Annotated in this window: 23 protein-coding genes; 7 read left to right on the forward strand and 16 right to left on the reverse strand. The window is 44.4% G+C overall.

Annotated features, from left to right (window positions below):
- Positions 1-108 precede the first annotated feature (108 nt).
- Together R7Q39_RS13090 and R7Q39_RS13095 are read right to left on the reverse strand one after the other, a co-directional pair.
- Entirely contained in the window at positions 109-333 is a 225-nt protein-coding gene (locus R7Q39_RS13090; protein ID WP_017636102.1) for a hypothetical protein, read from the reverse strand.
- A 98-nt stretch (positions 334-431) separates the two neighbouring features.
- Complete coding sequence (locus tag R7Q39_RS13095) at positions 432-1,823, reverse strand: PLP-dependent aminotransferase family protein (RefSeq protein WP_318076365.1); 1,392 nt, start codon at positions 1,821-1,823, stop codon at positions 432-434.
- 258 nt (positions 1,824-2,081) lie between these two features.
- Here R7Q39_RS13095 and R7Q39_RS13100 point away from each other — a divergent pair, with 258 nt between their 5' ends.
- The 3 genes from R7Q39_RS13100 to R7Q39_RS13110 all read left to right on the forward strand — a co-directional run bounded on the left by R7Q39_RS13100 (position 2,082) and on the right by R7Q39_RS13110 (position 4,380).
- A complete protein-coding gene (locus R7Q39_RS13100) occupies positions 2,082-2,312 on the forward strand; it encodes a hypothetical protein (protein ID WP_033905637.1) in 231 nt (76 codons plus the stop codon).
- Positions 2,313-2,557: 245 nt separating this feature from the next.
- Positions 2,558-2,857 (forward strand): hypothetical protein, encoded by a 300-nt coding sequence (locus tag R7Q39_RS13105; protein ID WP_005376885.1) that lies wholly within the window; start codon positions 2,558-2,560, stop codon positions 2,855-2,857.
- Positions 2,858-3,189: 332 nt separating this feature from the next.
- The gene (locus R7Q39_RS13110) at positions 3,190-4,380 is read left to right on the forward strand and encodes an amino acid aminotransferase (protein ID WP_042522780.1); all 1,191 of its coding nucleotides are present in this window, start codon (positions 3,190-3,192) and stop codon (positions 4,378-4,380) included.
- 89 nt (positions 4,381-4,469) lie between these two features.
- Here the strand turns inward: R7Q39_RS13110 and R7Q39_RS13115 are convergent, their stop codons facing one another.
- A complete protein-coding gene (locus R7Q39_RS13115; RefSeq protein WP_042522781.1) occupies positions 4,470-5,111 on the reverse strand; it encodes an outer membrane beta-barrel protein in 642 nt (213 codons plus the stop codon).
- A 314-nt stretch (positions 5,112-5,425) separates the two neighbouring features.
- On the opposite strand from R7Q39_RS13115, the gene R7Q39_RS13120 reads away from it, so the two are divergent.
- Positions 5,426-7,315, forward strand: coding sequence for a DUF294 nucleotidyltransferase-like domain-containing protein (locus R7Q39_RS13120; protein ID WP_017636107.1), 1,890 nt, complete (start codon positions 5,426-5,428; stop codon positions 7,313-7,315).
- 8 nt (positions 7,316-7,323) lie between these two features.
- A complete protein-coding gene (locus R7Q39_RS13125) occupies positions 7,324-8,043 on the forward strand; it encodes a 3'-5' exonuclease (protein WP_005376881.1) in 720 nt (239 codons plus the stop codon).
- A 70-nt stretch (positions 8,044-8,113) separates the two neighbouring features.
- Here R7Q39_RS13125 and R7Q39_RS13130 read toward each other — a convergent pair whose 3' ends face one another.
- Both R7Q39_RS13130 and R7Q39_RS13135 read right to left on the reverse strand, forming a co-directional pair.
- Positions 8,114-9,997, reverse strand: a complete 1,884-nt coding sequence (locus R7Q39_RS13130) for a methyl-accepting chemotaxis protein (protein WP_005376880.1) — start codon at positions 9,995-9,997, stop codon at positions 8,114-8,116.
- A 231-nt stretch (positions 9,998-10,228) separates the two neighbouring features.
- Positions 10,229-11,800, reverse strand: coding sequence for a BCCT family transporter (locus tag R7Q39_RS13135; protein WP_005376879.1), 1,572 nt, complete (start codon positions 11,798-11,800; stop codon positions 10,229-10,231).
- 387 nt (positions 11,801-12,187) lie between these two features.
- Between R7Q39_RS13135 and R7Q39_RS13140 the strand changes: the two genes are divergently transcribed.
- The gene (locus R7Q39_RS13140) at positions 12,188-12,664 is read left to right on the forward strand and encodes a MarR family winged helix-turn-helix transcriptional regulator (protein WP_005376877.1); all 477 of its coding nucleotides are present in this window, start codon (positions 12,188-12,190) and stop codon (positions 12,662-12,664) included.
- A 40-nt stretch (positions 12,665-12,704) separates the two neighbouring features.
- On the opposite strand, the gene R7Q39_RS13145 is transcribed toward R7Q39_RS13140, so the two are convergent.
- From R7Q39_RS13145 to R7Q39_RS13170, 6 genes are all read right to left on the reverse strand, one after another.
- Entirely contained in the window at positions 12,705-13,343 is a 639-nt protein-coding gene (locus R7Q39_RS13145; RefSeq protein WP_005376875.1) for a response regulator, read from the reverse strand.
- Positions 13,336-14,691, reverse strand: coding sequence for a cache domain-containing protein (locus R7Q39_RS13150; RefSeq protein ID WP_005376873.1), 1,356 nt, complete (start codon positions 14,689-14,691; stop codon positions 13,336-13,338). The genes R7Q39_RS13145 and R7Q39_RS13150 overlap by 8 nt, the downstream gene beginning before the upstream one ends.
- 151 nt (positions 14,692-14,842) lie before the next feature.
- The gene (locus R7Q39_RS13155; RefSeq protein WP_005376871.1) at positions 14,843-16,129 is read right to left on the reverse strand and encodes a TRAP transporter large permease; all 1,287 of its coding nucleotides are present in this window, start codon (positions 16,127-16,129) and stop codon (positions 14,843-14,845) included.
- 12 nt (positions 16,130-16,141) lie between these two features.
- Positions 16,142-16,681 (reverse strand): TRAP transporter small permease subunit, encoded by a 540-nt coding sequence (locus R7Q39_RS13160; RefSeq protein WP_005376869.1) that lies wholly within the window; start codon positions 16,679-16,681, stop codon positions 16,142-16,144.
- Between the two features lie 115 nt (positions 16,682-16,796).
- Entirely contained in the window at positions 16,797-17,888 is a 1,092-nt protein-coding gene (locus tag R7Q39_RS13165; RefSeq protein ID WP_017636112.1) for a TRAP transporter substrate-binding protein, read from the reverse strand.
- Positions 17,889-18,302: 414 nt separating this feature from the next.
- Positions 18,303-18,707: a hypothetical protein gene (locus R7Q39_RS13170; RefSeq protein WP_047103233.1), complete on the reverse strand. Its 405-nt coding sequence runs from the start codon at positions 18,705-18,707 to the stop codon at positions 18,303-18,305.
- Positions 18,708-18,980: 273 nt separating this feature from the next.
- On the opposite strand from R7Q39_RS13170, the gene R7Q39_RS13175 reads away from it, so the two are divergent.
- Positions 18,981-19,646 (forward strand): DUF2982 domain-containing protein, encoded by a 666-nt coding sequence (locus R7Q39_RS13175; protein ID WP_132936784.1) that lies wholly within the window; start codon positions 18,981-18,983, stop codon positions 19,644-19,646.
- A gap of 18 nt (positions 19,647-19,664) precedes the next feature.
- On the opposite strand, the gene R7Q39_RS13180 is transcribed toward R7Q39_RS13175, so the two are convergent.
- The 5 genes from R7Q39_RS13180 to R7Q39_RS13200 form a co-directional block, all read right to left on the reverse strand.
- Entirely contained in the window at positions 19,665-20,321 is a 657-nt protein-coding gene (locus R7Q39_RS13180) for an MBL fold metallo-hydrolase (RefSeq protein WP_005376855.1), read from the reverse strand.
- A gap of 129 nt (positions 20,322-20,450) precedes the next feature.
- Entirely contained in the window at positions 20,451-20,999 is a 549-nt protein-coding gene (locus R7Q39_RS13185) for a DUF882 domain-containing protein (protein ID WP_031778936.1), read from the reverse strand.
- Between the two features lie 166 nt (positions 21,000-21,165).
- On the reverse strand, positions 21,166-22,707 hold the full coding sequence (locus R7Q39_RS13190) for a L,D-transpeptidase family protein (RefSeq protein WP_005376852.1): 1,542 nt from the start codon (positions 22,705-22,707) through the stop codon (positions 21,166-21,168).
- Between the two features lie 153 nt (positions 22,708-22,860).
- Positions 22,861-23,943 carry a DUF1513 domain-containing protein gene (locus R7Q39_RS13195; RefSeq protein WP_137282208.1) on the reverse strand — a complete coding sequence of 361 codons (1,083 nt, stop codon included), beginning with the start codon at positions 23,941-23,943 and terminating at the stop codon, positions 22,861-22,863.
- Positions 23,924-24,961: an imelysin family protein gene (locus R7Q39_RS13200; RefSeq protein WP_137282209.1), complete on the reverse strand. Its 1,038-nt coding sequence runs from the start codon at positions 24,959-24,961 to the stop codon at positions 23,924-23,926. Before R7Q39_RS13200 ends, R7Q39_RS13195 begins: the two co-directional genes overlap by 20 nt.
- Positions 24,962-24,963 lie beyond the last annotated feature (2 nt).

Here is a 24,963-nt window from a genome sequence, read left to right on the forward strand (position 1 = left end):
CTTTAAAATACAAAACGCCCGATGAAGTACATCGAGCGTTTTAGTTAAAAAGTGTCAACCCATATCAGGACGGGTCAGAATGATTTTCTAGCAACCGGTGTATGCACTCTAGTTGTTATTTTCATCGTCATCCTCATCTGCTCGCGCTGCGTATTTTACTCCAACCACACACAAGCCAAACATCACAAATGGGATAACGGCAGCAGTGTATTCCGTCCAAACCATATGAGAGAAAGATTTCGCCAATATCAAGTGTGCAAACACCAACAAAAATGCGCTAAAAATAGCAACACCCATCAACCTAAGTTCATGCTTTACCAACTGCTTTTTCATTACGGCTCCTAACCTAAATGGTTGTCTGCCCATGATTGAAACACAGCTTCGGTATCGTCCACTGATACAGTTTGAGCAAAAAACAGGTAAACAGTTGGCTAATGAAGTAATTCTCCGACCGTCTTCACGGCTTGTTCTAATTCATCATTTACAAGTAACGATGTATTAAGCCTCAGGTAGTTCTCATAATTTGGAGCGATAGAAAACAACTGACCAAATGCTACAGTGATGTTCGCTTCCAATAACTTCTGATAAATCGCTTTTCCGCACTTTGTTTTCGGCAGTTCTATCCAAAGAAAATAGCCGCCTTCCGGTTGCGTGTAACGAATCGATTGGGGAAAGTACTTATCAACCAGTTCAATAAACGCCAATTGCCGCTGCTCAAGATTCTTTCGCAGTTTTCTAAGATGGCTATCATAACTATCGTTTTGCAAGTAATGCGCGATACCCTGCTGGATTGGTGCACTGCCTGACAACGTCGAGATAAGTTGCAGCTTTTGAAGTTGCTCATTGAAGCGTTTGTTTACCACCCAGCCCAGCCTATAGCCAGGGCAAAGGCTTTTTGAAAATGATCCACAATGCAACACGCGCTCTTGTGTATCAAAAGCTTTAAGTGAGCTTGGCTTTTTTTCAGAAAAATAAAGCTCTGAATACACATCATCTTCGATCAAGTACACATCGTATTTTTCAGCCAGTTCGACGATACGTTGCTTCTGCCCGTCACTTAATAAGGTTCCTGTTGGATTGTGAAAGTTAGTCATTAACCAACATGCGCGAACATCATTGCCGGCAAAAGTCGCTTCAATTTGATCCACTGAATGTCCAGTTAACGGATCCACCGTTATTTCTATCGCCTTTAGACCTAAACGTTCAATCGCTTGAAGTGCGCCATAAAACGTCGGTGATTCAACTACAACAGTATCTCCAGGCTGGGTCACGGCCTGAAGGCTCAAATTCAATGCTTCTAATGCGCCAGAAGTAACGACAATATCATCATGGGTAAACACCATACCTTGTTGGATGTACCGTTGAGCAATCAAACGGCGTAGAGACTCACAGCCCGGCGGCAAGTTATCCAATAACGTCTCTGCCCCCATCTTCCTGCCTGAGCTGGCTAGGTTGCGGTTTAGCGCTTCTAATGGGAACAATGCTGGGTCTGGAAACGCGGAGCCAAACTTCACCGCATTCGATGAGGCCTGATTTTTGAGGTAGTCGTAAAGTTCATCGTTGATGCTAGAGCGATAAACGGAAGTGGCTGGAGAACTCGGTTCGAAGCGGTCCAACTCCGCAGTCACAAAGTATCCAGACTGAGGTTTCGCTGCGACCCAACCTTGTGCTTCGAGCAGCTGATAAGCTTGTAATACCGTACCTGCGCTGACAGAATGGTTTCGGCTTGTTACACGCACTGATGGCAGCTTTTCCCCTGCTCTCCATGTATTTTGCTGAATCTGCGTTTTGAACAGCTCAGCCAGTTGACGGTATCGGTTCATGTTTCCCTCATTTCACTTACAGCCGCACCATAGCATACTTCGCGCCAGCATTCTGATATGGGAGTATTCAATTTAGCAACGTAATTTATCAAGCTTATCAATAGATATTTCAGCCACGAAGTGAGCGTTTATATCCCATACTTTGACTGTTACACACATATTGCCTCACATCTTTGCAATACCTAAAAGCAAGGTTTTACGTTGGACTGAGTGCGTTAAACTCACTTCGAGCTACGGTCTTTAAATCAGGAGGAAGCGATGAAAGTTTTTACAATGGACGATCTCTCGTATCGCGGAAAACATAAAGGTGTACATAGTTGGGACCATCCTGGCAGTACCACCCCTTATTATTGGCATCCTGATTGGCTGCATATCGCTGAAGATGCTTTGGGTGAACACAAAAAGGCTGACCTTGAAGTCCCTGATGGAGAAACAGCGACAGAAGAGCATGCAAAAGCGGCGATTCTCAAACACTTGAATGACAAGTAGTTTAGGCTCTATCACCGTTCAAGAATAGCATTAGGTAGGCGAATCCATCGTTGTATGCTTTAAACACAAATAAAGCTAAAACCTGCTAAATAGTAAATTCTTCTGAATGAGAAGTACGCACCTTCTATAGCGTTCAAAGGGCAAAATAAGTCGATTGTTATCACATTAATTTTCATTACATCTGTTACATTTAAATAGTAATGGTGATGCACACCTCAACTCATGGATTATGAGAGAAAACAATAATGGCGAAATACAACGAAGAAGATATTAAATACAAAGGTGAATCCAACGGCGTACATTCTTGGAGCTCTCCTTCCGGCCAACCTTATTACTGGCATCCAGATTGGTTACACGTTGCAGAAGATGCGACGGGTACGCATCCGAAGCAAAAACTTGAAGTTGAAAAGACAGAAGTACCAACCGAAAAGCACGCGTTAAAAGCGATCTTAAAGCATATGAATGACTGGGCGACTGAAAAGCTTTCTTCTAACCCTGACATCGAAACCAATGCGGTTGAGTCGGAAATCAATCTGAAGAAATAACCCCAACCGATATCCATACTTCTAACAGTAAACGCTCCACCTTTGGTGGGGCGTTTTTGTCTCAACAAATCCTCACTAGACAACTATAAACGCGTTAACGCAAAGCACTGAATTGAAACGATTGGGATGTGTGCAAAACTTCTCCAACCATGGCATAAATGCCCTTCAAACTCTGTGCCTACCAAACGTTTTCATGGCAAAAACTTTAGTTATGTTAGAATTCTGTTTCAAATCGCAACTTTTTTAGGTTTTCTTTTCAGTAACGGTTGTAACCAATATTGCTGAAAGGTATAAATGTTAGCACACCCCTTCGATTAACATGGATGAAGATTATGTTTGAAAAAGTAGTTGCCGCTCCGGCTGACCCTATTCTTGGCCTTACTGAAGAGTTTAAAAAAGATGCTCGCGCAGACAAAATTAACCTTGGCGTAGGTATTTACAAAAACGAGCAAGGCGAAACTCCCGTTCTTGCGACAGTAAAGAAAGCTGAAGCAGCACTTGTTGAAACTGAAAAAACCAAATCTTACCTAACCATCGAAGGCACAGCAGAGTACGGCATTGCAGTGCAAAAACTGCTTTTCGGCTCTGATGCAGAAATTGTAAACGAAAAACGCGCTAAAACAGCGCAAGCTCCGGGTGGTACTGGTGCACTACGTGTTGCCGGCGAGTTCATTAAACGTCAACTAGGCGATGTAAAGATCTGGATCAGCAACCCAACTTGGGCGAACCACAACGGCGTATTTACTGCTGCTGGTATCGAAACGGCACAATACAGCTACTACAATGCTGAAACAAAAGACAAAGACTTCGATGCGATGCTAAATGATCTGCAATCTGCGTCTGAAGGCGACATCGTGCTTCTACACGGCTGCTGTCACAACCCTACAGGGATCGATCCTACGGCTGAAGAATGGGAAACATTGGCGAAACTTATCGCAGAGAAGAAATTGCTTCCTCTGTTCGACTTCGCCTACCAAGGCTTTGCTAAAGGTGTGGAAGAAGATGCTGCAGGTCTTCGTACTTTTGCTAAATACAACAAAGAAATCCTAGTCGCGAGCTCTTTCTCGAAAAACTTTGGCCTATACAATGAACGCGTAGGTGCCTTCACGTTAGTAGCAGAGTCAGAAGAAGTCGCAACAACCGCATTTTCTCAAGTTAAAGCCATTATTCGCTCTATCTACTCTAACCCACCTGCACACGGCAGCGCTGTCGTGACTCACATTCTTGGCAACGCCGAAATGCGTGCGGAATGGGAAGCTGAAGTAGCAGAAATGCGTGACCGCATTCAAGAAATGCGTGAACTATTTGTAGCGACACTAAAAGCAGAGGGTGTGGACGCAGACTTTAGTTTCATCGAACGTCAAAATGGTATGTTCTCTTTCTCTGGTCTTTCTAAAGAGCAAGTTAACCGCCTTAAAGAAGAGTTCGGTATTTACATTGTCGGTTCTGGCCGAATCAGTGTTGCTGGTATGACGAAGTCAAATATGGGCCCTCTGTGTAAAGGCATTGCAGCGGTTTTATAATCGACTGTCGCATACTTTATTAAAAGGAAAGGTCAGCATAAGCTGACCTTTTTTGTTTTAACTTAACGCCAAAAACGAACCCGTCCGATCTAGTAGACAAACTTCAAACTCAGCCCTACTTCATTGACGTAATCTGAGCTTTCACCGCTGTAATCAGTATCTCTAAACTGATAAAAAAGACCAGTGCCGATGACTTTATGCCATTGGTAGTTAAGACCGATCTTAAAATTGTTCTCATCAACGATATCACTACGGTTCAACTCCACTTCAGCTGTCGCAATAAGCTTTTCACTGAGCAAGTAATTCACCCCAACAGTTACAGCTTGAATCAATTCGCTATCGGAAGACAACGTATTATCCGTTTTGTCGTCCGTCGCTTTCGCTTTGATTGCGCCTATTCCATATAGCCCGTAGATATCGAATTGCTCTGTAACTCCATAACGGTAACCACCACCAAACAAAAGGCGGTCAATGCGAAGAGTAAAATCATCCGGATGGAAAAACTGCGCTGAGTAATCAACATTAAACAACCAGTTCTCAGTAAACAAATAGTTACCACCGAGTCCAACTGTGGTCGCATTAGAGTTATCTAACCATTCTTCGTTTGTCGTTCCGGCACCAACATCCAAATGAATGTGTTCGTACCCAAATTTTTCTGCTTGGTGCATGACCGCTGCGCTTGATATCGCCGGCAAAGCAGCTAAAGAAACAAGCAATAAATTTCTCACCATTCGACTTCCTTTCATGAGAATTATCTAAACACTGTATTCCATCGCCTGAGCTACTTGGCTCAAGAAGAATAGCTTAATCTAAAGACGTGATAACGATCTGAAACAGCCAAAGAGCTAATCAGTCATCACGAAGAAAACATATCGACGACGTCTTTTTCAATTGAGGTGACCATATAGTAGTAAAAATGAAGCTCCCTTATCGTGCGATATGTCAGAATCTTATGACTGAGCACGAAAATCGCGGTTCAGATAAGACTCTGTTTTAAAACTAAGTTAAGATTACTTTATTATTTGCGAACTAAAAGGCGCCTTCGATGGATGCAGAACTTCTCGAGATTTACAACTTTCTCGCCAAGTATCCCCCGTTCAATGAACTCCCTGAAGAAACACTAAACAAGGTGACAGAGAGTGTCGAAATCTCGTACTACCGAGAAGATACCCCCATCATCCATTTTGGAGACTATATCCAAGATTTATACGTGGTGCGAAGCGGTGTTGTTGAAGTTTATCGACGCAAAGGTGAGCTGTATAACCGCCTTGACGAAGGTGACCTATTTGGCCAGATGGGCATGCTCACCAATAACAAAGTCCGCTTTCCGGTAAAAGCCATTGAGGATACCCTGCTCTACTGTATTCCTGGTGACATTTTCCAAGAAATTTACGATAACTTTGATTCCTTTGCGGATTTTGTTGAAGTTGAAAATAGCGCTCGTTTACGCCAAGCCATTTCAGAAAACAAAGACGCCAATGACCTGACGACGTCGAAAGTGAAAACCTTGCTGACTGGCGATGCTCATACGATTGATCGTGGTCAGACAATCCAGCAAGCCGCGCAGCAAATGGCGAATGACAACGTATCGGCTTTACTTATCGTCGACCCAGATTTCGTTCGTGACGAAGACGATCCACAGTCCCCAGTACTTGGTATCATTACTGACCGTGACTTGTGTACCCGTGTGTTAGCTGAAGGTTTGTCCCCACAGGACGATGTGTCCAGTGTGATGACCACGGAGGTCATGTCTCTTGACCACAACGCTTACATCTATGAAGCAATGTTAACGATGCTGCGTTACAACGTACATCACCTACCAGTGGTAAAAAACCAATTACCAATCGGTATTATCGAAACAACCGACATTGTTCGTTATGAATCTCAGAATTCGTTGTTGTTGGTGAGTAGTATTTTCCAACAACAGACTATCGAAGATTTAGCCGTTGTTGCCGAAGAAGTGAAAAGCAGCTTCGTGCGTCTGGTCAATGAAGATGCCAACTCTCACATGGTGGGTAGCGCGATGTCGGTCATTGGCCGAAGCTTCAAACAGCGTCTGCTAGAAATGGCAGAAGAAGAGCTTGGCCCACCGCCAATTCCTTATTGTTTCCTTGCACTTGGCTCAATGGGGCGAGATGAGCAACTGTTGGTGACTGACCAAGATAACGCCATCATTCTAGATGAGACCTATCAAGAAGAGAAACATGGTAAATACTTCGAAGCCCTAGCAAAATACGTCAGCGATGGGTTAGATGCCTGTGGCTACAAATATTGCACAGGTGATATTATGGCAACCAACCCACTATGGCGCATGACTCGTTCAGAGTGGGAAGAGTGTTTTGCTGACTGGATTGATAACCCGAACCCGAAAGCACTACTCAACGCCTCCATCTTTTTCGACTTGGATGGTGTCTATGGCCGCTTAAAATGGGCAGAACAGTTAACTAGCTTTATTGTTCGTCGCGCTCGAAAGAACAACCGCTTCTTAGCGTGTTTGGCTCGTAACGCACTAAACAGAACACCACCTCTAGGCTTCTTTAAAGACTTCGTGATGGAAAAAGATGGCAGACACAACAACTCCATCAACCTCAAACGTCGCGGTACTGCTCCTCTGGTCGACTTAATTCGTGTTCACTCTCTGGCAGTTGGCTCACGTGCACAGAACTCGTTTGAGCGTCTCGACGACATCATTGACGCTGGCATTTTGCCAAAAGGTCGAGCACAAGACTTAAAAGACGCGTTAGAGTTTATTTCCATGGTGCGTATTCGTCACCAAGCGACGGATGTGGAACTAGGCATTGATCCTGATAACAATATCGAACCAGAAAACCTCTCTGAGTTTGAACGTCGCAACCTAAAGGATGCATTCCAGATCCTAAGCAATGGTCAAAATTTCCTTAAGTTCCGCTACCAAGCGAACAAGAGCTTTAAGTGAGGTTTAGCATGATTAAAAAGCTCTTTCAGAAGCCAACCATTCAGTGGCCAACGAAGTTTGAACAAAAGCTGGAGATGGCGAAGGATGAGAATTTAATTGCGTTTTATAGCAACAAGCCGCCTGCTCCAGAAACACCGTTATCTGAGGTGGAGTTCGTGGCGTTAGATTTCGAAACGACGGGTTTGAATCCTGAAAAACATGACATCATTACTATTGGTTTAGTGCCGTTTAACCTGAAGCGAATTTTCCTACGTAACTCGCGTCATTGGAAGGTACGTCCACAGCGTGCACTCGATGAAGACTCAGTCATTATACACGGTATTACTCACAGCGAATTGATCGATGCGCCTGACTTAGGCGATATCTTAAGCGAGCTGCTACCATGCTTAAGCGGGAAAATCATTGTTGTTCATTACCGTCGTATCGAGAGAGAGTTTCTGGATAAAGCGCTCAAAAGCCGTTTAGGGGAAGGTATTGAGTTTCCTGTTTTAGATACGCTGCACCTTGAAGAAACGATTCAACAGAAACGTTCAGGCTCTCTCTGGGAGCGTTTAAAAGGGAAAAAACCAGAATCGGTTCGGCTAGCGCAATCTCGACGCCGTTATGGGCTGCCAGACTATACGCCTCACCATGCATTAACCGATGCAATTGCTACCGCAGAGCTACTGCAAGCGCAAATCGCCCATCATTACAGTGAAGAGCAACCCATCAGTGAGTTCTGGCTGTAATATACTTCACGCTTAATAGCGATCAAAAAAGGAGCCAGATGGCTCCTTTTTTACTTAGGTTGAGACAAGATTACAGCTTAAAGCGTTGAATCTCTTGTTCAAGTTCGTGTGATAGCTCAGACAGGTGAGCAGCTTGTTCTGCTGCTTGATGAGCTTCGACTGACAGCTCGTTAGACACGTCACGAATACCTTCAGTGTTACGAGTGATCTCAGTGGTTACCGATGCTTGCTCTTCTGCTGCTGAAGCAATCTGCGTTGCCATATCACTGATACGCTCAACAGCAGTGTGGATTTGCGTCAAGCTCGCTGCAGCCGCATTGGCATCATCAACACTGGTATCAGCTAGACGACGACTGTCACCCATAATACCGACCGCTTTGGCTGTTGTGCCTTGTAGCATCTCGATAGTTTCTTGAATCTCTTGCGTTGAAGCATGAGTACGTTGGCTCAATACGCGGACTTCATCTGCAACCACAGCAAAACCACGACCTTGCTCACCTGCACGTGCCGCTTCGATCGCCGCGTTCAGTGCAAGTAGGTTCGTTTGCTCTGCAATGCCTTGAATCGTTGATAGAATCGTATTGATGCTATTTCCGTGTGCTTCTAGCTCTTGAATCACATCAGTAGCAACTTGAACTTCTTGCGCTAAGTTCTGAATAGAGCCTTGCGTTTGAGTTACTTGGCTAGAACCATGTGAACAAGCTTGAACCGCTTCTTCTGAGTTACTTGCCGTGCTATCAGCATTACCTGCAATTTCTTGTGTCGCTGCTGCCATTTCGTTCACAGCCGTCGCCACCATGTTGATTTCATCTTGCTGGTAAGAGATACGCTGACTACGCTCCTCAGCTTGCTGTGCTGTCGTGCGTGCTTGCTCTGAAAGCGCAGAAGATACGTGGCTAAGCTTAGTAACCATTGTGTGCATGTTGCCAACAAAACGGTTGAAGTTTTCCGCCAGTTTACCTACTTCATCATCACTGCGTGGTTCTAGGCGTTGCGTTAAGTCACCTTCGCCAGATGCAATTTCTTCCAGTGCATTTGATACGCGGTTCAAGTCACGGAACAAGAAACCAACTAGCCAAGAAACTGCAAGAATAACCACAATCGTGATCGCCACAGCAGTGAACAATAGATCTCGTAGCAATACCGCATGACCTGCTTCTTCTGTTGCGCGATCCATTTCAATCGCAAACATCCAATGCGTACCAGGAACTTTATTGAAGTAGTAAAGCTTCTCTTTTCCTTTGATTACCGTATCTTCGATACGACCTTCATCGGCGGCGCGCTCAATTGCCTCTTCTGAAAAATCTTTTAGAACACTGGTGATAGGCTTAAGCGTCAAGCTTTTATCTGGATGCGCTAAGAAGGTGCCTTCATTCATGTCGATTAGCATCGCATGCGCGTTTTCACCTGCATCTAAGTTAATCACATCGCTGATAAGCTGATCGATCAGTACGTCCGCACCAACAACACCAACAAACTGACCATTTTTCATTACTGGCTCAGCAATGGTCACAAGTAGTGCATTCGTGATTGCGTCTTGATATGCGGCTGTGATGATTTGCTTACCCGCGGCATCAGCATCCTTGTACCAAGGACGTGTGCGAGGGTCATAATCAGCACGGTTACGCTCCGGATGAGAGCGGTACATATCACCGTTTGGTGTACCAAGGAAGATGTCATCGAAGCCACCAGCCTTGCGAGCTTGTTGTAGGAAAGGAACAACGTCTTGCTCGGTCGAGTAGTCGTTGAACGCAGTGGCAATATCTTTACGGATATTGACCCAATCAGAAATTCCCTCTGACGCAGTAGTACTAAGACTTTGCGCACGTGAATAGACACCTGAACGAGTCTGATCAAATAATTGACCAGCCGACAACCAAGTAAGTGCTGTTGCCATCACAACAACAGCAGAAAGGCTTGCGCCTATAAGCTTTTGTTTTAATGATAATTTCATATTTATAGTTTTTTGAGTTGGGAGAACAGTTAAGGTGCATGAATATTACACACTTTTTTACGACTATTCACTAATTTTTAAAAAACAAAATAGCACATTAACTCTTTGTAAAATATGAACTTTCATGTGTCATTTTTTTGTCTCGAGCGTCATAAAAACCGCGCAAAAAAAGCCAGCAAATTGCTGGCCTTTTGATTCATTGTTAGTCAGACGGTTTTATAAAATGCCGAATTACTGACGCTCTGTTCTCATACCCATCAATAAGCTCACACACATTGCAAGCAGAATGAAGGTAAATGGCAGTGCTGTAGAAATGGCACCGGCCTGAAGAGCTTGAACCGCCTCGGAGCCACCAATCCATAGCAGAGCAACCGCAATTGCACCTTCCATGAATGCCCAGAAGACACGTTGAAGTACAGGTGCATCGACTTTACCACCTGCCGTGATACTGTCGATAACAAGTGAACCAGAGTCAGAAGACGTAATGAAGAACACAAGTACCAGCACAACAGCGATGATAGAAAGCATGCTACCAAATGGAAGAACATCAAACATTTGGAACATAGCAAGTGATACGTCAGTCAAGCCATTTGTGCCCAGCTCACCTACTTTATCAACAACTTGCTCGATCGCCAGGCCACCAAATACAGACATCCAAACAACGGTAACCGCCGTTGGAACCAGCAAAACTGCTGTGATGAACTCGCGAACGGTACGGCCACGAGAAACACGCGCGATGAACATGCCTACGAATGGCGACCATGAAATCCACCAAGCCCAGTAGAACACTGTCCAGCCTTGGAACCAAGCTTCGTCCGTACGACCAAACGGGTTACTTAGTGGGATGATATTCTCTACATATGCCATAAGTGTGGTTGGAATCGAGCCTAGGCTCGCCGCCCAACCGATAAGACCAACAAGGAGAAGTAGCAAAAACGCCACAACCATGTTGATGTTACTAATGACTTTAACACCACCATCGATGCCGCGTACGACTGAAACAACAGCAAGTAAAGTCACCACGGTAATAACGACGATTTGCAGACCTAGGCCTGGCTCAACACCAAATACGTGATGAATACCACTTGCTGCTTGCTGCGCACCTAGACCTAGGGATGTAGCAAGACCAAATAAAGTCGCAAGCACAGCCAGAATGTCCACAATGTGGCCAGCCCAACCCCATGCACGATCACCCAGAAGTGGGTAGAAGATCGAACGCATAGATAGCGGTAAACCTTTGTTGTAGGCAAAGAATGCTAAAGAAAGTGCTACAACACCGTAAATTGCCCATGGGTGAAGGCCCCAGTGGAACATCGTTGCACCCAGTGCCAATCTCGCGGCTTCTGGTGTATTTGCCTCAACACCAAGTGGCGTTTCATACCAACCGGTGAAGTAAGCGACAGGTTCTGCAACACTCCAGAACATTAAACCGATACCCATACCAGCTGCAAATAGCATTGCAAGCCATGACATAAACGAGTAATCGGCAACAGCGTCTTTACCACCTAGTCGGATCTTACCCATTGGTGAGACGATAAGCGCCAAACAGAAAATAACGAAAATGTTACCTGCAATAATGAACAACCAATCGAATGAACCAATAATTTTCCACTTCAGCCCATCAAGTGCCGTCTTTGCGGTATGTGCATCTAGAACTAATGCAGCGACAAGAAACAGCGCAATTAAACCTGCACTAATACCAAAAACTGGGTTATGAACATCAAAACCCCATTTTTGAACGTTGTCCTGACCTACCGTATAGTCGGTACTATCGATACTGTACTTATCTATACCCTTTGTCATCGTTCCTCTCTATTTTTGTAGTGTTTTTACGTACCAAACAAAAAAATCTTTCGAACACGATACGTTTTGCATTCCGTGAAGGCGCAAGATCCTATCATTTGACACGTTTTTGTCTATCTTTTTGCTATTAAAAAATCCAATAACTTACTTTTCACTGTGTGATTACGGCCTTTGATAGAACAAATCACTACTACAATAGTTAGACCACAAACATTTATTGCTATAATAATTTTAGCTCTTCTTATTTTGTCGAAAAGGCGCGACAAAATGGTATTGAGGACACGGCGTAAAATTGTAGGGGTAATTTTTGATTTCCCCCCTTTAAATAAGGGCGCATTTAAGTTAGTGTCGCCTCGATAAATGTTCCCTACAGACTGGATGAATAAATTGGAAAAGTACGAAGAAGTATTGGTCTCGATTCGTCAGATCATCCGCGCTATTGATTTACATTCTAAAAAGCTGAGCAAAGAGTCTGGATTGACTGCTCCACAGTTGATTTTGATGCGCGCTATCAATGACTTAGATAACGTGACGATTAAACAGTTGTCTAGCCACACTAACATGAGCCAAGCGACCGCAACGACCATTCTAGATAGACTAGAACGAGGCCAGTTTGTTGAGCGTCAGCGCAGTGTTCAAGACAAGCGTAAAGTGCATGCTGTACTTACGAGCAAGGGCCAAGAAGCTTTAAAACAAGCACCAACGCCGCTGCAAGAGCACTTCATTAATCGATTCCAAAAATTGGAAGAATGGGAGCAATCCCTTCTACTATCTTCCGTTCAACGCATCTCGACGATGATGAATGCAGAGGACATCGATGTTGCTCCAATGCTAGAGCTTGGTAGCATTACCAAAGCCGATTAGTTTCGCTCCCACGTGCTCGCTTTTTGCGGGCACTACTCTCCTACTCAGTCAACCCAGTTTCAAACGCATATTTTGCTAACTCTGCCGTCGAATGTAAGTCCAACTTGTGCTTAATGTTATGGCGATGCGTCTCTACCGTTCGATAACTAATATTGAGTAAAGTGGCGATTTTCTTGCTGCTGTTTCCTTGAGCAACCAATTTAAGTACCGCTTCTTCCCTGCGGCTGAGAGGATTCGTTTTTTGCGTGGCAGGCACCACTTCTTGGGTAAAGAGTGTTTGTGTGACGGACTCACAGAAATACGTCGAGCCTTGGTTCACCGTTTTTATTGCTTGCACCATTTTCTCGGCCGAGATTTCCTTGAGCATATATCCTACGGCACCAGCTTGCATGACCTTCATGATGTACTCGCGATTATCGTGCATGGTCAACATAAGTATTTTGCTCTCTGGACGCGCTTCTTTAATTACACCTGTCGCTTCAATACCGTTCATTATTGGCATGCTGATATCCATCAATATGACGTCCGGTTGCAAGTGCTTTGCGACCTCTATCGCTTCCAAGCCATTACTTGCTGTACCCACCACTTCGATGTCAGGCTCTAACTCCAAACGAGCCATGAAGCCATCCAATACTACTTGATGATCATCGACAATCACTACACTAATCGGTTTATCCATAAACTATTTCATCCAAATTAAGCAGCACAGTAATCTCTGTTCCCAAGCCAAGCTCACTCATTAGCTCAAATTCACCACCGATGAACTCTACACGCTCTTGCATGTTCCTTAACCCAATCCCTTGTTGGTGCACTGCATGGTTAACCACAAATCCAACCCCATCGTCACGTATGAGTAATTGCAGCATATTGCCCATTTTTTGCAAAGTAACCGTTACTTTTTTCGCTCGCGCATGTTTTTCAATGTTATTCAAAGACTCCTGAGCGACGCGATATAGCGTCGTTGCGACTTCCGAAGTCAGTTTGTGCTGCTGAGTATCGAAATTGCTCTCGATATCAATCCCAGAATGGGAATGAAAATCCTGTAGCAAGGTCGTCAGTGCTGCTTCTAAACCGATATCATCGAGGGCGCTTGGACGGAGCTGATGAGAAATATGCCGCACCTCATTTATCGCGGTGACGAGCGATCGTTGTGATTTATCTAAGTGGGATTTGAGTTTTTCGTCTTCAAGTCTATGACTCATTAAGTCTAAATGACATTTACTGGAGACTAACAACTGATTGATTCCATCGTGCAGTTCTCGCGCTAAATGCTTTTTCTCATCTTCTTGGAACATCACGGTTTTATGTGCCAATTCTTTCAGGTTCTTATCAGCGAGGCGATGCTCGTGCAGATTGATCGCCAAAGTGAGAACAATGATTACAGCAACGGTCACCGCTAAGATCACGACGACTGAGAAAAATGTCGTTTCGATATTTTTGTTCACTGCCGCGCGCATATTGGCGACTTCTCGGCTGACATCCTCAATATACAGCCCAGTCCCTATCATCCATTCCCACTTATCGAGCCATGCAGCGTAACTAAGCTTAGGGACAACTTCACCTGTAGATGGCTTTTGCCACAGGTACTGATGAAATCCACCACCTGATTGCGCTTGATACAATAAAGCTTCGATTAAGCGATCGCCATTTTCGTCTTCAAGATAGAGTAAGTTTTCCCCGACAAGCTCCGGAAGAACTGGGTGTACAAGGTTGGTACCATATTTATCATAAGCAAAAAAATAGCCGTCCGACCCATAACTCAAACGATTTAAAATCGCTTTCACACGCGTTTTGGCAACACTCTCTTCTAAAGTCGGATCGTTGTAGATGTAAGAAATGGAGTCAAAAGCGACGTCGACCGTATCTTTCAGCGCCGCTTCTTTTGATTGGATCAAGTTTTGATGAAAGATCTCCACCTCCCTTTTGCCAAGGGTCTTGGTTTGATAGATAGAGATCCAGCTGATACTCGCTGACACCAATACCACGGGTATCAGTGTCAGCAGAATTAACTTTGCTTTGAGAGGCATCCCTTCCCTCCATGAAACGCTGCCTTTACAGCTTACTATCTTAGCAGTACAAACGAATCGATTGTGTCTGCATAGACATAATTAACAGCTTAACAACTTGTCTCAAAAGGTAAAAACTCTCAGTTCACAAAATCTCTTTATTATCGAGTGATTAACTCATACCGTAAAAACCTGGGAAAAACAGCAAAGACGCCAACACAACAATCTGAATCGCGATGAATGGCATCACACCTTTGTAGATATCTCGCGTAGTAACCCCTGCTGGAGCGACACCTTTTAGATAGAACAAACTAAAGCCAAATGGCGGTGTGAGGAACGACGTCTGTAAGTTCATCGCAATAAGAATCGCAAACCACGTCATATTAATGCCCATCAATTCAGCGACTGGCGCAATAATTGGCACGATGATAAAACAGATTTCAACGAAGTCGATAAAGAAACCTAAAATCAGAATCACCACCATGGTAATAATAAGGAATCCCCACTTTTCACCCGGCAGTTCTAACATCCACTCTTCAACTAAATAATCACCACCAGTGTAGGTAAATGCCATTGAAAAGGCGGTCGCACCAAGTAAGATCGCAAAGACCATTGCGGTTACTTTAACTGTCTCTTTTGATGCATCATAAATCATCGACCAACTAAACTGTTTATACAATAGTGATAAAATTATCGCACCTGCACCGCCCAGTGCCGCTGACTCTGTTGGTGTTGCAATCCCTGCAAAGATGGAGCCCAATACCACGATGATCAATGCTAAAGGTGGCAATACAGCTTTCAGTGCGGTGAGCACTTCTTGTTTACGACTGATCGACTCATCGCGCTCTATCGCCTGTGCGGCTTGAGGGTTCAACTTCGCGTAGATGAGAATATAGATCACATAGGCGCCAACAAGTGTAATACCGGGCCAGATCGCAGCTTGAAATAGGTCCCCTACCGGTACGCCAAGTACATCACCCAACAAGATCAACACGATAGAAGGTGGGATAATTTGGCCCAACGTGCCAGACGCACAAATAGTCCCACACGCTAGACCTTTGTCGTAATTGTACTTGAGCATCACAGGAAGAGATATTAAGCCCATCGCAACAACTGATGCGCCTACCACACCCGTTGAAGCTGCAAGCAATGCGCCAACTAACACGGTAGAAATAGCGATACCACCGCGAACGCCACCGAACAAACGCCCCATTGATTCTAGTAGCTGTTCAGCAAGCTTCGTTTTCTGTAGCACTAGCCCCATAAAAACGAACAGCGGTACGGCCATTAGCACCGTATTTTCCATAATGGACTGAATTCGATACGGCATAAAAGCAAACATCTCGATGCCTTCAGCCCAAACACCAAAAATCAGCGCGATACCACCAAAAGTAAAGGCAACGGGAAATCCCAATAGAAGCGCAAAGAGCGCAACAAAAAACATCACTATACCGATCATAATGACTTCCTTTTACGACTTACCGTTATTACCGGCATAGATGAGATGAGGGTTGACAATTTTGTTGATTGAATGAAGTAACAATCCAATACCACTCACCGCCATAAAGAAAAATGACAGCGGAATCATCGCTTTGATAATCCAACGATATGGTAAGCCACCTGGGTCACCAGACGTCTCGCCTAACGCGTAACTCTCCTTGGCGAAATCAATACCAAACCAAGCTACCAGTAGGCAAAAAGGGAATAAGAAAAATAGTGTGCCTATGATGTCGATGATGGATTGTGCTTTGTAAGATAAGCGTTCATAAAAAATGTCGACGCGAACATGGCCACCGGACTTAATTGCGTAAGGCACACCAAGCAAGAACACGGCAGAGAATAGATGCCATTCCATTTCTTGGAATGCGATAGACACATCATTAAACACGTAACGCATGACAACGTCGTACACAACGTTTGCTAACAACAAAATAAACAGGATGCTGGATAACCATCCGAGAAAATCGCTAAAGCGGTTAAATAATCGCTCAATATAAATAAGACTTCTCATTCCGAACTCCGTGGAACGTTTAGATGCGCTCCGCTATAGTGCGGAGCATTCATTATGAAGTTTTCTTGGGCTTCGATAGCAGGCTAAACCTCTTGGCATCGCCTGCTTCATAACGTTATTGTTGAGCTTGACTGTTTAAGTACGCTCGGTGCGAAATATCTGACCATGGTCGAACTTGATTCATATAGTTCGCTTGTGACTCTTGAATCTCTTTCGCCAAAGCATCTTTTTCTGCATGTTCTTTCAACAAACGATCGTTTGCTTCTCGCAACGCAGCTACGACTTCAGGTGGGAAATCTTTTACTTCAACATTTGGGTATTCAGACTTAATAGATGCCCAGTTTTTGCCGCTTTCGTGTTTCGATTGCGTGTACATATCGTAAGCGGCCGTTTTCATGGCTACTTGCAAAATCGCTTTTAGATCATCAGGTAGACGGTTCCAGGTGCGCTTGTTAACGAGGAACTGAAGCTCAGTCGCTGGCTCATGCCAACCTGTGTAGTAGTAAGGCGCGATTTTGTGGAAGCCCATACGTAGATCCAGCGATGGACCAACCCATTCCAAGGCATCAATTGTGCGACGCTCTAGAGAAGTATATAGCTCACCAGGGGCGATATTCGTTGGCTTGGCACCTAACTCAGCCAAAATCTCACCAGCAAACCCTGGGATACGCATTTTCAAACCCTGTAAGTCCTCGACGGACTTGATCTCTTTTTGGAACCACCCGCCCATCTGAGTATCGGTATTACCGCCAGGGAAAGACATCAAGTTATGTGGAGAGTACACTTTTTCCATCAGCTCCATACCACCGCCGTAGTAAAACCATGCATACTGCTCAGTTGGCAACATACCGAAGGGCATAGAAGTGAAGTAAAGTGTGTTTGGAACCTTACCCTTCCAGTAATAAGACGCTGAGTGGCCCATGTCATACTGACCCGACTTAACCATATCAAACACCCCAAAAGGCGCTTTATGCTTGTTTGCGGAATCAATGCGGATTTGCAAACGTCCGTTGGACATCTCTTCCGCCATTTTGGCCATGTTTTTTGTGGTATCACCAAAAATTGGGAAATTAGGCCCCCAAGTTTCAGCAAGCTTTAAACGATAGACTTTTTCAGCAGCGTTTACAGAAGTCGCTGCGAGTGCCATCGCGGCAGCGACAGCGGTTGTTTTGAGCACTCGTTTTAAAGATTTTTGGATTAGACTCATCGTTCACGTCCTTTATCACCAAGGTTATTGTTGTCATCCATTTCATTAGGATTGGCTGTATTCGGTATAAAAGATGTAACAATGTTGTCTAATGCGAAATGGGCATGAACACGGAAGCGAGTAATTCATCAATAAGGCATTAGCCTAAGGTATTACGTACAAGTACGTAGGACAACCGTCATGACAAAAGACTGTTAATAGCAAAATCAATAAATTATATTTTTATCTATGAATAAAAATAAAAGACAATACGTACGTATTTTTCTGCCAAAAAATTTACATAGTATTTAAGAAAATGTGACAAACCACTTATTGGCAGTGTTAAAGTCAGTACTTAATGCATTATTTCCAATACCAAGATAAAAAAATACCTCGGCATCGGCCGAGGTATTCAATCTAGAACGGTAGCGGTAATTAAACTGCTTTGTAGATAACTTTGTTACCTGCTAACTGCTCTTTTTGAACTAGGTTTTCTTCAAGAAGCTTCTTTAGTGCGCCAGTAGCCCATGATGCCGCTTTAGTATCTTCTTGACCTGCAGCTAGACCGATGCCTTTAGGGTTAATACCTTCAGCATTCGCAATAACGATGTCTAATACTTGTTGTTGCTTAGGAGTAAGGGCAACATCAACTGTTTTCACTGCAGCTACTTTTTTATCAGCTACTACTTTCTCCGCAACAGCTTTTTCAGCAACAGAAGGTGCTACTGCTTTTTCCGCAACAGGCTTCACTGCTTTAGGTGCTGCAGCTAAGTTTGCTACTGTCGCTTTAATGCGTTTTTGCAGTTTCATCTGCACTTTACGCTTATGAGCAAGTCTCATTGAATATTTCTCCAGTTCACTGCATCTCAGCAGGGATGAAAATTTGAAGCGCGTTTTATACCAAAATTCACAAGCAATTTGTAGGTTTTAGCGGCGAAACGCGATGAAAAATGCGCTCAAAGCATAGAACGTCTACTATTTAATCAGATATTTTATGAACGGATTTATTGAATACTGGGTATAAAAACAGAGGTTTGTTTTATTTTAAATGCAAGTCAATGCACATAAAGCTGCCCACTCATTTTTGAACAAGTATTCGATGAGGTTATAAGCATGGAAACGCTGCACCTAACAAATTCACATTTCAAACCCAACTCCCCTATCAACAGAATACTTTTGTTGCTTGTTGCACTCATCACTTTGTTTTTGGTTGCCATTTCTCCGGGATGGAAGCAAGCCATGTTGTCGGTCATTTTGATGTCTGCAATCGTTGGTTTCGCCATCTTGATGATTAAGAAAAGCCAAGTCACTTTTACGCTGACAGCTTCTCACTTTCAGCAACACCTTTTTAAAGGAGGTTGGGTCGTCCGATGGCGAAATATTGAGTCAATCGGTATTTGTAGCTACCAACAGGAAGGGTGGCACCAACCGCTACCTTGGATCGGTATTCGTCTAAAACACTACTCACCCTACTTAAATTCAATCTGCCCTCGTATAGCGACAGAAATTCTCCTCAGCCAGCGAGCACTGCTTTACTTAGGCGCGAAACAAAATCAGTGTGAAGATAAGTTTGAGGATATGGTGCTTGACCCTAAACCGTATATAAACAGAGATGGGATTGAGTACAAAGGTTTGTTAGCGATGCTCGCCAACCGGATGAAGTATCAGAGAGGTTTCTACGGCTACGATCTATTTATATCAGCAAGTGATCTAGATCGTGAGGCTGAGGATTTTGTGGGACTGACTCGGCGATACTTAGCTGCCGCCGAGCCAGAATAATGCTTAGTACACGCACTTTTAGTAAAGCGGCATCTCGTCAGCAACGAACGGGTTAGTTTTACGCTCATGACCGAAAGTCGATTGAGGGCCGTGACCAGGGACAAACGTGACATCATTGCCTAAAGGCCACAATTTCTCTTTGATAGAGCTAATCAACGTATTGAAATCACCTTGTGGGAAGTCAGTTCGACCAATGCTACCGTTAAACAAAACGTCACCCACAAACGCTAAACGCGCTTCTTCACTGTAAAGCACAACGTGACCAGGTGTATGACCAGGTGTGTGGAATACGTTCAGCACTTGATTACCGAAAGTGACAGTGTCACCCTCATTTAGCCATTGGTGCGGTTCAAACGCTTCTGTCAGCGGGAAACCAAACATTTGGCTCTGACCTTCCAAACCTTGCAACCAGAAGTTATCTGCCTTGTGAGGACCAACAATCTCTGTACCGCCAAGCAGTGCAGACAGCGGCTCCGTGCCACCTACGTGGTCCAAGTGGCCGTGTGTTAGCACTAGGTTTACCACGTCAACACCCAGCTCTTTGATAAGCATAGCGAGCTGCTTTTCATCGCCGCCTGGGTCAACCACAATACCTTTCATGGTTTCGTCACACCAGACAATAGAACAGTTTTGAGAGAAAGATGTTACTGGAACAACTTGGTATTTCAGAGCCATAGATAACCTATACCGAATAAATTTGCATGAAAACTGCCGCAACTATGACACTAAGGCCTAGCGACTTCAAGCTTTGAACTGTGGGTAATCGACGACGTTCTGAGACTAGAAACCTTGTCTCAACTAGCACTACCAGGAACGAACAGCTCCCGTATCGATATGAACAAAGTTACTACCTGGATAATAACCCACGCCACCGGCTTTTAGGCTTAATGCAGCATCACGAACCGTTGAAAGCTTCACGCCGTCTAAACGAAAATCAATGGCCTTTCCTTCCATGTGCATGCTCTTTTTCGCTACACGAGAAGACCCGTTGCGCAGCGAGGCGTTAGTGGCAGGAGAACGGTAACCTGAAATGACGATCACCTCTGCTTCTGTACCAATTAACTTTTGAATTTGGCTTATTTGATCGAACAAGCGTCGATCCATCGGATGAACCTCATTCCGTCGATGGTCTCGACAAAACTCATTCAGCCTTTGAAGTTCATCATTAATGTATCGTTTTCCATCGAAATAGCATGTTTCGAGGATCTCTCCAGTATTAAGATTGTTCATCGCCAGCGCACGTGGCTCGTCAGGGAGTGAAGCCCAAGAAAATGATGGCAGGGCAGACGCCAACACCACACCACCAGCGGTCATTTTAAGGAAATCTCGGCGGGAAAAGTTACGACTTACCATTTCAAAATACAGTGCTCAACAACTAGACAAGTCGTGGACATTAACCAAACACATTTGTCACGTCAAATGCATAAAATGCTCCATCTTGATTTTCAGATGCAGTAATTATTGATTAATTATTGAACGAAAAGAGAATTCTTCGTTTTGTAAATTTTCCTTAAAGATTTCAACTGCGGTGATCGTACTTATAGATATCATCACGGTAGTAAAGCGTTCCCTCTTCCAACCATGCTGTTTGATAAATGATGTGTACTTGAATGCGCTCTCCCAAAGGAACTGACGTGTTAGACCGACGAGAACTTTCTCGCTTTTTCGCTAAACGTTCTTCCAGCCCCTGAGTTTTGAACAGAAGTTCTGCTAACTGGTCTGCATGTTCTACACGAACACATCCTGAGCTGAATGCGCGTCTGTCCTGTTCAAACAAGTTCTTACTTGGCGTGTCATGCAAATAAATAGCTTGTGGGTTAGGCATATTGAACTTGTACAATCCCAGTGCATTTTGTAAGCCCGACGCCTGTCGCATACGATAAGGAAATGTTCTCGGATTCACCGTTGCCCAATTGATGGTTGTAGGGTCAATAATTTCGTTCGAAGTCCAAGACCGAATGATTTGAATGTTATGGTTAATCAAATACATCGGATTACGTTTTACTTTAGGAATAATGTCTTTAACCATGATAGTCCAAGGCACGTTCCAAGTTGGGTTGAGAATAACTGAATCCAATGCCACCGACATGATGGGTGTTTTTCTTGATGCTCTCCCTACCACAACTTTAGACTCAAACAAGGGTTGACCGTCATGCCAATACGTGACTTCGTATCCAGGCACGTTAACAAAGACAACATTATCCCTTTCTTTCGACCAAATTCTTGAACGCTCAGAATTCAACGCCAGCAGATGCAATCGCTCTTGAGGAGAAAAGTTGATCCATCGAATGGTATTCGGGCCGATAACGCCATCTTCTTTCAAACCATGAATACGCTGGAACTCTTTTATCGCAAGCTCTAATTGTTCGTCATATTCTTCAGTGACTAAATCCAAGTAAGAAACATCTACGCCTACGATCTCCATTCGCTCAATCAATAGGGGTCTGTTTTCTAATATATCGCCAACACGTGCTAGCCCAGTTTGTTGATAGGCAGGATATTGGTACTGAGAATGTTCCGATAGCGAAGAATAGGCGGAGTAGAAAGCATCATCTGTTTGTAATGGAGACCGGAGACTTGCCAAAAACTGACCAAGTTTGCCAACCGTAATCTCATTACTCAAAACCGATAAAGTATCGATGCTAGGAGCGGGTAACGTAACATGAGCTTTGTCTGTAAATAGCCAATTAATCCCTTCTTCGGGGAGTTGCTCAAGATAACTAAGGTACATCAAGAGTGAATCTGTCATCACTAAATCGAAGTCGAGATTATCTCCCTGCCACCTTACTTGGTTTATCCGGTGAAGTTGATTTTCGAATTCGTCGGTGACATCCGCAAGTGCAACCAGGTTTACTTGAAAAAGAAACTGCTCAATATCACTTTCATTTTCCCAGTTCAAACGGTAATTGGTGCTTTGATACAGTTGATCAATCACCTCTGGATAATGGATCATTTTTTCTACAGACAGCTTTTGTACCGCTCCCTCTTGCTCGACTTGCGCTGAAGCTTCGAGAGAAACGACGGTGGAAAAGCTGCAAAACGGCACCAGAAGTGCCGTCATGATTAAAACCCTAGCAAACACTGAAATGATCCTTGCGCTACTTGCCATAATAAAAAGTATGGCAAATATCTCACAGCTTGCAGGTTTAAAATTAAGAATCTGATGCCGAAAACGACAACAAAACTCTCTATAAGTAATTACTCAATGATCTTTCTAGATAATTCTCGACCAATGGTTGTCCCATTGCACTCCGCTTGCGAAGGTACTTTTTGACTCCTCTGGTCTTTGCTCTACCACTTTTCCCGCCCCAGAGCTGACTCGGAACTCATCGCCATAAACCACAACACCAGAGGCGTCTGGTAACGCACTTAGCTCTACCAATTTGCCCGTAGATTTAGACCATATACCATAACAACTGCCCGGAGGCGAAGTGGCTAAGATCCATTCATCGGTTGCTGCAATACTCGCAACATAGTGATTGAAACGCGCCCACTCTTCAGGCTCAGCTTGAAGATCTTGCATTTCACCACCACGCGTGTGCATGGCGATCAAGGCTGGATACTCGTCCGGCTCACCACGATATTGCTGACCACAAAGCACGGTTTCCGCACCATCATGAGCTAAATGGCGAATACTCAACTTATGATCCGGTAAAGACACTTGATCCAATAGCTCCCCTTCCTGTGAAAGGTAACTCAGACTCGGTCTCATGCTATCAAGATTGAGAGGTTCACGGCCGTTGGTGTGTACGCCACCGACGCCAATCGCTAATGCGCCATCAGGCATCATGATCACTTCATGAGGACCAAGACCAAAACCCGTTAACTCATCGATCTTTTGATATTGCTTCTGCACATCATAAACACCAATGATCCCACGGCTTGTCCCCCTCTCCCCTTCTGTGGCAAATAGCAATGTGCCGTCACGGGAGTAAACACCATGTCCATAAAAATGACGATTTGGCGTTGCTAGTTGCAGTTTGATCATCTGCTCTGAGCGATAATCAAACACCATGAAGAAAGTACCAGGTCGACGACCAAAAACTACGGCGTGGCCTTGTTGGTTGGTTGCTACACCATGACCACGCTCAGGAATCGGCAATGAAGATAGCGGCATACCATGCTCATCCGCCACCACCGCTGCGAATTTATCTCGACCAATGATAGAACAGCCGATCAACGCAGGTTCACGTGAGCTTGTTGAAGCACAACCAAATGGCATCATAGGTATAGCCGCCCCGAATAGAGCGGCTTTCAGCAAGGTTCGGCGGGTTTGATCAGTCACCATCGGTTGCATTAAATCCTATAACTACGCCAAGCTCGATCGCCACTTCTTCGTGAATCAGGTACTTCAATTGCTCTAGCTTGTTGTATTGAGCGAGCACCATGCGATAGCCTTCTTTTGTTTGTAGTGCAGCAAACAAGCTCTTATCTTCAGGCCAAGTTTCTAGCGCCATTTCGAACTGATGAACGACACGGTCTGCGAGATCTGCATGGCCTTGCTCTCTAAGTAGCGCATCTAGACCATTTCCGTTAGCAAAGTACAACGCTTCCATCCCTTGAAGGTTGGCTTTTAAGTTTGAAAGCGAGGTCTCGGAACGCCACGATTCTGAGAAATACGGGCGAGGCTTACCAATCTTCGCTAGCGGTCGGCTCAACTTCTTCATGCTGTATTCAAGCTGATTCGATAGCAGTGAAATGTACTCAGATTCCCATTCTGTCATCTCTAGCGATTTCCAAGGGTTTTCTGCCCAAGAATCCGCGATGATCTGCGCTTTGTTATCGAGGTTTTCTGCAATCGAAATGCCTGTCGCACAGGTATTGCTGTTGCTAGATAAGGTCGACGCTTTATCGTAAAGCAGCCATTCCAGAGCCCCTAAACCTTGCACGGTGACACTTTGGGTGGAAATATCTTCTGCACTCCAAGCTTGATCAGATTTCGTCAGTACAGACATTTTACGACCAGTGGTATTCTTTTTATCTGGCCAAAACTGAACATTCCAGCTTTGCTCCAACGCCGTAGCAGGGCCACGTTCTTGACCTTGTAATGCCATCCACGCAAGCATCGTTTGATGCCATTGCTGTTTTACTTGTGCATCATCTTTCGACTCTGATGCGCAGTAATCCGCGAAGCGCTGTTCAAGTTCTGTGGTTTGCGCTAAAAACGTCTGAGCTGATTGAAACTCAACCTCGTACACGCTTTGAGAAATATGACTTGTACTCTCAGGCTTGGCTGAGCTCGAACCGATGGTCGATTGGCAACCAACCAAACTTAACGTTGCGGCAATCGCACTCACTAACAGTGTCTTTTTCATGG

The sequence above is a fragment of the Vibrio sp. 947 genome, assembly GCF_033339115.1.
Lineage (GTDB): Bacteria > Pseudomonadota > Gammaproteobacteria > Enterobacterales > Vibrionaceae > Vibrio > Vibrio alginolyticus.